General features: G+C 35.2%; 6 protein-coding genes and 1 pseudogene. All 7 read left to right on the top strand.

Annotated features, from left to right (window positions below):
* Nucleotides 1-147: 147 nt before the first annotated feature.
* Nucleotides 148-1,044, top strand: coding sequence for a septal ring lytic transglycosylase RlpA family protein (locus BN338_RS02415; RefSeq protein WP_039758671.1), 897 nt, complete (start codon nucleotides 148-150; stop codon nucleotides 1,042-1,044).
* A 976-nt stretch (nucleotides 1,045-2,020) separates the two neighbouring features.
* The gene (locus tag BN338_RS02410; RefSeq protein ID WP_039758668.1) at nucleotides 2,021-3,184 is read left to right on the top strand and encodes a D-alanyl-D-alanine carboxypeptidase family protein; all 1,164 of its coding nucleotides are present in this window, start codon (nucleotides 2,021-2,023) and stop codon (nucleotides 3,182-3,184) included.
* Nucleotides 3,185-3,213: 29 nt separating this feature from the next.
* Entirely contained in the window at nucleotides 3,214-3,858 is a 645-nt protein-coding gene (tmk, locus tag BN338_RS02405) for a dTMP kinase (RefSeq protein WP_039758667.1), read from the top strand.
* Nucleotides 3,855-4,900, top strand: a pseudogene (locus BN338_RS02400) (DNA polymerase III subunit delta'). Before tmk ends, BN338_RS02400 begins: the two are co-directional and overlap by 4 nt.
* 76 nt (nucleotides 4,901-4,976) lie before the next feature.
* The gene (metG, locus tag BN338_RS02395) at nucleotides 4,977-6,536 is read left to right on the top strand and encodes a methionine--tRNA ligase (protein ID WP_039758665.1); all 1,560 of its coding nucleotides are present in this window, start codon (nucleotides 4,977-4,979) and stop codon (nucleotides 6,534-6,536) included.
* Nucleotides 6,526-7,299: a TatD family hydrolase gene (locus tag BN338_RS02390; protein WP_039758663.1), complete on the top strand. Its 774-nt coding sequence runs from the start codon at nucleotides 6,526-6,528 to the stop codon at nucleotides 7,297-7,299. The genes metG and BN338_RS02390 overlap by 11 nt, the downstream gene beginning before the upstream one ends.
* A 10-nt stretch (nucleotides 7,300-7,309) precedes the next feature.
* Complete coding sequence (locus BN338_RS02385; protein ID WP_039758661.1) at nucleotides 7,310-8,119, top strand: MBL fold metallo-hydrolase; 810 nt, start codon at nucleotides 7,310-7,312, stop codon at nucleotides 8,117-8,119.
* The last annotated feature ends 329 nt before the right edge of the window (nucleotides 8,120-8,448 follow it).

Here is an 8,448-nt window from a genome sequence, read left to right as displayed (position 1 = left end):
ACAATTTGTTGATTTTTTGATAGAAGAGGCGAATTCAAGGATGGTATATGCGCGAGGGAGATCATTTAATGTAAATTCTCCTATCGCGACAAAGAGCGTGACGTGATTTTTACAGTAGTACTTAACAAAAATAAGTGGACTGAATAGATGCCTTCAAATAGTAAAAAGAAATTTACTTCTATTATTAAACCAACATTTCAATTATTTTCTGTGATCGTCATTTCTCAATCATTGATATCTTGTTGCGCAAGTGAAACTATGCATTTTTCAATAAAAGATTCTTATCATAATAAACCGGTTAACGTAAATACTTCTGCTTTACCAAAACCAATATCCAATGAGAAAAATCAACTAGCCGAAAAAAAGCGTGGGCGGGCAGTTGTTGGTAAACCTTACCAAATAAAAGGAAAGTGGTATTATCCTGAAAATAATCCAACGTATAAACGTGTTGGCGAAGCATCATGGTATGGTTCAGATTTTCATGGGCGTTTAACAGCAAACGGTGAAATTTATGACATGAATCTTTTGACTGCTGCTCATCCTACAATGCCTTTACCTAGCTATGCTCGTGTTACTAATTTGAAAAATGGATCTTCACTCATTGTTAGAGTGAATGATCGCGGACCTTTTATGAAAGACCGCATCATTGATTTATCAAAGAAAGCGGCAACAATACTTGGTTATGTAGATAAGGGGGTCACAGATGTTAAAGTGGAATATATTGCTGAAGCCCCCATTGGCTATTATGATGATGCATATTTAATGGCCTCTTATACTCCTGGAAATACTGACTCGTATTTATTAGCGTCAGAAAATGTTTCGGAGAAAAGAGAAACTGTTTTGTTCAAGGGGCGCAATACAGGAAATAAAGAAGAATTAGCTAAAGCAGCTTCTGTTTCACAGGAGCAACGCAATAAAACTATTGCAGTGAAATTACCAGAAATTGGTCCTATCATGCTTGATAAGCCGGTGCCACTCGATCAAGTTGCTTCTGTAAATAAGCTAAACAAAAAAACAAAGTTAAATTGGCTGCAGCTGTTTTAAGGAACAATATATTGATTTTTAATCGATATCATTTTCAAATAAAAAATGATGAAAAAGCTTGAGGGGAGTGTTATTATTAATAGTTTAGTACGCCTCTTCAGTGTATTGCCGGTTTTATTTCTGATTTTATGGCAGTGCTTGCTAATTAAAGTGCGTTTTTTCTGCCATAAAAGTTTTTGCCAAATTGAGGATAAGCGGATTGTGTGAGGCTGTTTGTCTGATCTCTGAAACGTCTATACAATCTAATTGGAAAAGAATATAAAGTCTAAAAAGCAAAAATATTTCCTTTTGATTCGACTTTGCAAGTTTCAAAAACATACAAAGTAATGCCTTATCAAGAGATTACACATAGCTCATGCTATTTTTAATAGAGTAACACTCTTTACGTAAACTAAAAACCTCAAACAAAATACACTTTTGTATTACCAATTTGCACGTGCTTATTTTTCGTCTTAAAGAGGTATGTCTGCCTCTCAAGCCCATTTTATTAACAAGTTTGTGAATATTATAACTGTTAAGACCATTAAGACCATTATAGGCATTACACTTTTTACACGTATGAAGATATAAATAGCATCATAAATTTACGCAAAGCTCTTAATGTTTTTGCAATAATCCTTTAGCTTAAGAGCTTTATAAAAAGTATTTTTACTTTCTCTTTTATAATCTTAACCTCTATACTAACTGTGCTTATAAAGGGTAAAAAAGCGATTTTACTTGTTTCAAAGAGGTGAGATGATGAGAGAGTCTTGCAGTATTTTTGTCAACTTAAAGTTAAAGAAGTGATGATTTATATAAAACAAATCAATGTACTAGAAATAAAAAAAATAAAAAGTGTATTATTTTATTTTTGCTCATGCTGAATAAAAATAAAATCTTTTCTTGAGTAGTCAATAATTCCTCAATTTGCGGAAATAAGAAAGTTTTTTCCTATATAATGATTCTTTATGCTGATCTTTGAATGGGAGGAGCGGCTATGGGTACAGTATTAAGAATTTTATTGAGCTTATGGGGGATATTGGCATTTAACACGTGGGGAAGAGCGCAAAATTTTCAAACTTCTGCTTCACAAGTATTGTTACTCGATGATAATACAGAGACAATACTTTATGAAAAACAAAGTGATATTCCTTTTTTTCCTGCTTCATTAGCAAAATTGATGACGGCAGAAGTCGTATTTTATCAATTAAAAGAAGGATTATTAAAAAATACCCAAAAATTCAAGGTCAGTGAAAATGCTTGGCGCAAGGGGGGGGCACCTTCCGGTACAACCACTATGTTTGCAAAAATAAAGACAGAAATCAGTGTTTCTGATCTTTTACGTGGTTTAATTATTGTCAATGGAAATGATGCTGCTATTATTCTGGCTGAAGGAATATCAGGAGATGAGGCCCACTTTGCACAGCTGATGAATCAGCGCGCTAAAATAATTGGATTATCTCAGAGCCATTTTGTTAATGCAACAGGGCTTCCCGAAGAGGGACAGTTTGTAACAGCGCGCGATATGATTATATTGGCGCGTCATATTGCTCAAGAATATCCAGATTATTATGCACTTTATCGTGAGCCTCATTTTACGTGGAACAATATTTTTCAACGGAATAAAAACCCTCTTATTTCTAAGGAAATTGGTGTAGAAGGATTTGGTTTTGGCTACAGCGAAAAAGAAGGATTTTCAATGGTTGCCACCATTTATAAAAATCATCGACGCGTTTTTTTAGCAATCAGTGGTTTGCAAGATGGTAAAAAACATACAACGGAAATAGAACGCATTCTTCAATGGGGAATGACGGCTTTTGATCTCAAAACGATCTTCACAAAAGGAGAAATGGTTGGGCGTGCTTCTGTTTATGGAGGCAAGAAAAATTTTGTCCCACTTATTATCCAAAAACCGATAAGTTTTATGCTTTCAAATGAAAAAGACGTCAATGTTAAAGCAAAAATTAAATATCATGGTCCATTGAAAGCTCCTATTGTTTCAGGGCAACCCGTTGGCGTTATTCAAATTTTAGAAGGTAAAAAGATTCTTTTGGAAAAACCAGTTTTTGCCGGAATGAATGTTCAGAAAGGAAGTTTCTTTACAAAAGTAAAAGATGCATTCTATGAAATAACGATTGGATGGTTACGGAAATATTTGTAGTTACACGCTAATAAGATTAAGGTTCATACGTGTCAGGTTATTTTATTACATTCGAAGGAGGGGACGGGGTAGGAAAAACAGTGCAGATTTCTTTACTTGCTGAATATCTCTCTCTCCAAGGTTATGATGTTATTACAACACGAGAACCAGGAGGAACGGCAGGGGCGGAAGCAATCCGGCATATTCTGTTATCAGGGAAGGTACAACAATATGGACCGTTGATCGAAGCTGTGTTGTTTACAGCGGCACGTACCGATCATGTTGCCGAGATCATTGCACCTTCTTTGCAAAAAGGTAAAATTGTTTTATGTGACCGCTTTATTGATTCTACACGCGTTTATCAAGGACTCAATGAAACAATCAATTCTTCTCTTCTTTCTGTTTTAGAGTGTATTGCGCTTAATGGTATTATGCCTCATTTAACATTTTTATTAGATATGCCAGCAGCGTGTGGTATAAAGCGCGCAAATTTGCGAAGAGAAAAAAACGAAGAAATTGATTATTTTGAAAAAGATCAGTTGGAAATTCAAGAACAAAGGCGTCAAGCTTTTCTGCGATTGGCCAGACAGGAACCCCATAGATTTCGAGTCATTGATGCGACTAGCTCAGTAGAGACCGTTGCATATCAAATAAAAAATATTTGTCATCAGGTATTATTGGATAATCTTTCATGAGTAATGTAAGTATCTTACGACAATATGATGATATTGATACAATTTTATCTCCGTCCCAGAATAATATTATCTTTGGTCATGAAGATGTTCGTCATTTTTTGACACAAATGCGTAAAGAAGAGCGTTTGCATCATGCATTATTATTTGAAGGAGAATATGGAATTGGAAAGACTACATTAGCTTTTCACCTTGCTTGGAATATTTTAAGTTCTCAAGAAGGGACTTTCCTGAAACCAGATTCTCATTCCGTCATATGGCGCCAAATTACACAAGGCAGTCACCCTGGCCTTTTGTATATTTCACGTCGATTTGATGTAAAAACACAAAAGTTTAAAACAGGAATACTCATTGATGACATCCGTGATGTTATGCATTTTTTAAGCCGAACATCGCAAGATAATGGATGGCGTATTGTTATTATTGACTCTGCAGATGATATGAATAGAAATGCTGCCAATGCAATTCTTAAAATACTTGAAGAACCCCCTGCAAAAGTGCTTTTTATTATTATCGCGCATTCTTCAGGAAAATTGCTTCCAACAATCCATTCACGGTGTCAAAAAATTTCCTTTCGCCCGTTGAATCATGATGAAATGAAAAAAGTCATTACACATATTTTTGCCAATCAGGATGTACCTGACGAGAAAACAATTGAAATGATTATTGCAAAATCCAAAGGAAGTCCTCGAAAAGCTGCTCTACTTATTTGTCATGGTGGTCTTGAAATTATTAAAACGATTGATGCGCTCTTAGAGCAACCTATTTGTAACCAAACGGTTGTACACACGCTTGCACAAACATTTTCATCCGGTTCTTCCGCATTTCAATTTCAACAATTTTGTGATGAAATTCTTGATAAAATTCAACAAAAAGCTATTATGCTCGTTGAAAAAGGAAATTTATTCCTCTCAAAAAAAATATGCGCAAAAAATGGCAGGAGATTCATCGAGAAATAGAGGAAGTACAACTGTTTAATCTCGATAAGAAGCAGTTTGTTATTAACTTACTTTTTAGAGTTCATAAGATCATTCATGAGGATTAGTTTTTTCGTGACAATGTGATGAACAGGCGTTATGTCATTGTATCTTTTATTTATAGCGTTTTACAATGAGTATGATATGCGTGATACATATTACATAACAACTCCTATTTTTTATCCTAATGGTCATCCGCATATTGGGCATGCCTATAGTGCCATTGCAAGCGATGTCTTAGCTCGCTTTCAACGATTAAACGGAAAAAATGTATTTTTTCTTTCTGGTACAGATGAGCATGGTCTAAAGATGCAACAAACCGCAGCAGCATTGGGCATGACACCTCAGGAACTTGCAGATCGTAATAGTGCTGTGTTTCAAAAAATGCTTGCGGTATTAAATTGTTCTAACGATGATTTCATTCGTACGACAGAAGAACGCCATTATCAAGCTTGTCAAGAAATTTGGAAAAAGATGGAAGAAAATGGCGATATCTATCTCGGTCGTTATAAGGGGTGGTATTCGGTTCGCCAAGAAGCCTATTATGAAGAAAAAGATACGGAAGTTGGACCAGATAATGTTCGTCGGGAAAAGGAATTAGGTTCTCCCGTTGAATGGAATGAAGAAGAAAGTTATTTTTTTAGACTTTCTCGTTATGAAAAAGATCTTCTTGAATATTATGAAAAACATTCTGATTTTATTGCTCCCCTTGAGCGGCGTAATGAAATTATAAGTTTTATCAAATCAGGTTTGAAAGATATTTCTATTTCACGGACAAGTTTTAATTGGGGAGTTGCTGTTCCTGAGAATCCAAAACACGTGATGTATGTCTGGGTTGATGCGCTTACAAATTATCTATCAGCAATTAATTTTTTTAATAAAAATTCAAAAAAACGTGATTTTTGGCCTGCAAATACACATATCATTGGTAAAGATATTATTCGTTTTCATGCCGTCTATTGGCCAGCATTTTTAATGTCGGCGGGAATTGAACTGCCTAAAAATATTTTTGCCCATGGTTTTTTACTTAATCGTGGTGCCAAAATGTCAAAATCTGTTGGAAATGTCGTTGATCCTTTTGAAATGATTGATCATTATGGTCTTGATCAGGTTCGTTATTTTCTTCTCCGTGAAGTACCCTTTGGACAAGATGGTAGTTATAACCATGAAAGCCTTGTGAACCGTATTAATGCCGATCTTGCTAATGATCTTGGTAATTTAGCACAGCGTTCTTTATCTATGATTGCCAAAAATTGTGATGCAAAGGTTCCTAAACCCGCCGCATTTTTAATTCAGGATGAACATCTTTTAGAACAATCTCTTCAAGTGCTTGAAACTGTACAACAAGCGATGTCTTCTCATAGTATGCACTTGGCCCTTTCAGCTATTTTTTCAGTTGTAGCAGATGCCAATCGCTATTTTGCCAACGAACAACCTTGGAGTTTACGGAAGAATGATCAAGATCGATTTTCTACAGTTCTTTATATAACTGTAGAAATCTTACGACGAATAGGAATTATGCTTTTGCCTTTCATCCCCCAATCAGCAGCAAAACTTCTTGATAGTCTTGCGGTTGCTGAAGATGATCGGTTGCTGTATCATATAAGTCATGTAAAAATTCAAGAAGGACTTGATCTTCCACCACCAGAACCGATTTTTCCTCGTTATGTTTTGAAGAAAGAAGATTCTCATCATGCTCATTGATACACATTGTCATCTTGATTTTGAAGATTTCTCACAAGATTTGGATAATGTTATCCAACGGGCTTTAGATGCTGATGTTAAACGTATGATAACAATTTCAACCCATGTTCATAAGTTAGATAAGCTGTTAGCCATTGCGCAAAGCTATGATCAAGTCTTTTGTTCCGTTGGAACACATCCCAATCATGCGCATGAAGAACAAAATATTACAGCCAAAGAGCTTATACAGCTCTCGAAGCATCCTAAAATTGTTGCATTTGGGGAAGGGGGGCTTGATTATCATTATGATTATTCTACACCAGAAGAGCAAAAGAAAGTTTTTCAAGAACATATCACTGCTTCTCGAGAGACCCAGATTCCGCTTGTTATACATTCACGCAATGCAGATATCGATATGGAAAAAATCTTACGCGAACAGATAAAAGAAGGTTCTTTCCCTTTTATTCTTCATTGTTATTCGTCTGGAATGCAGCTTGCTCGTGCTGGTATTGAACTTGGTGGTTATATTTCTTTTTCAGGTATTCTTACTTTTAAAAACGCATCTGAAATTCGTGAAATAGCAAAAATTGTGCCCCATGAGTATTTACTGGTGGAGACAGATGCACCATTTTTAGCTCCTAGTCCTCATCGAGGAAAAACCAATGAACCATCGTTTGTACGCTATACAGCAGCTGTTTTGGCTGAAACAATTGGCTTAAGCATTGAAGCAACAGCTCAAATAACAACACGGAATGCTTTTCGTTTATTTAGCAAAATGAAATAAGGTAAAAGCGATGTGTGATCAGTACCGATTTACAATATTAGGCTGTGGTCCCTCTCCAGGAGTTCCTCGACCGAATGGCGATTGGGGAGCATGTGATCCGAATAACCCTAAAAACAAACGCTACAGAAGTTCTTTATTAGTTGAGCGTATTAAATCATCAGGAAAAAAAACAACGATCGTTATTGATACAGGTCCAGATTTTCGCTCACAAATGATCGATGCGCGTGTAAACCATCTTGATGCTACTCTTTACACGCATTCTCATGCAGATCATATCCACGGTATTGATGATTTACGCAGCTATGCACTTGCACAAAAATGCTTAATAGATATCTATGCAGACAAGCATACACTAGAACATCTCAAAAATGCTTTCGGATATTGTTTTCAAACACCAAAAGATTCATCTTATTCACCTATCTTAAAAGAGCATCTTATCGATGAAGACAGCCAATTTATGATTCAGGGGCAGGGTGGAGCAATAAGCATTAAGACGCATTTACAATACCACGGAAATATTCATTCCTTAGGTTTTCGTATTGGGAATGTTGCCTATTGTACAGATGTTAGTGAATTTCCTGAAAAAACATTATCCAAATTAATGGATTTGGATATTCTTATCATTGAAGCCCTTCAATTTAAATCTCACCCGAGCCATTTTTCTGTTGATCAAGCATTACAATGGATAGAATATTTGAAGCCAAAACAAGCCATCCTCACACATATGGATAGATCGCTAGATTACAATGAGGTTGTCAATTATGTTCCACCAAATGTTCAGCCGGCATATCAAGGGCTTATTTTTGAAACAGATGCATAAGTTTATTAGAACGTAATATTCACGTTCAATAAAACACTTTTTTAAAATTATCCTTTATTCTGTTTTATTTTTATCGTAATGAGTACTTTTCATGATAAATGTGTTGGTCTTTAAGGAATGTACTTTAAAGACCAATTAAGTAGCCTATTATAGGCTTTGTTTTTTGCATAAGATTATCGCATAATATATATTATGGAACTTTTTTGAAAAGTACATTTTATAGCATCTTAAATTTTAAAAATTTGATGACTTTAGATTGAAAACCGATTCTGTTTTATTTTATTATGGTTCGAAAATTTTAATCATAATCGTTTTTTATTTTTTACTCT

The sequence above is a fragment of the Bartonella queenslandensis AUST/NH15 genome, assembly GCF_000312585.1.
In the GTDB taxonomy this organism is placed as follows: Bacteria; Pseudomonadota; Alphaproteobacteria; order Rhizobiales; family Rhizobiaceae; genus Bartonella; species Bartonella queenslandensis_A.
Note: the sequence above shows the minus strand (reverse complement) of the source record. Positions and strands in the feature narration are given on the sequence as shown.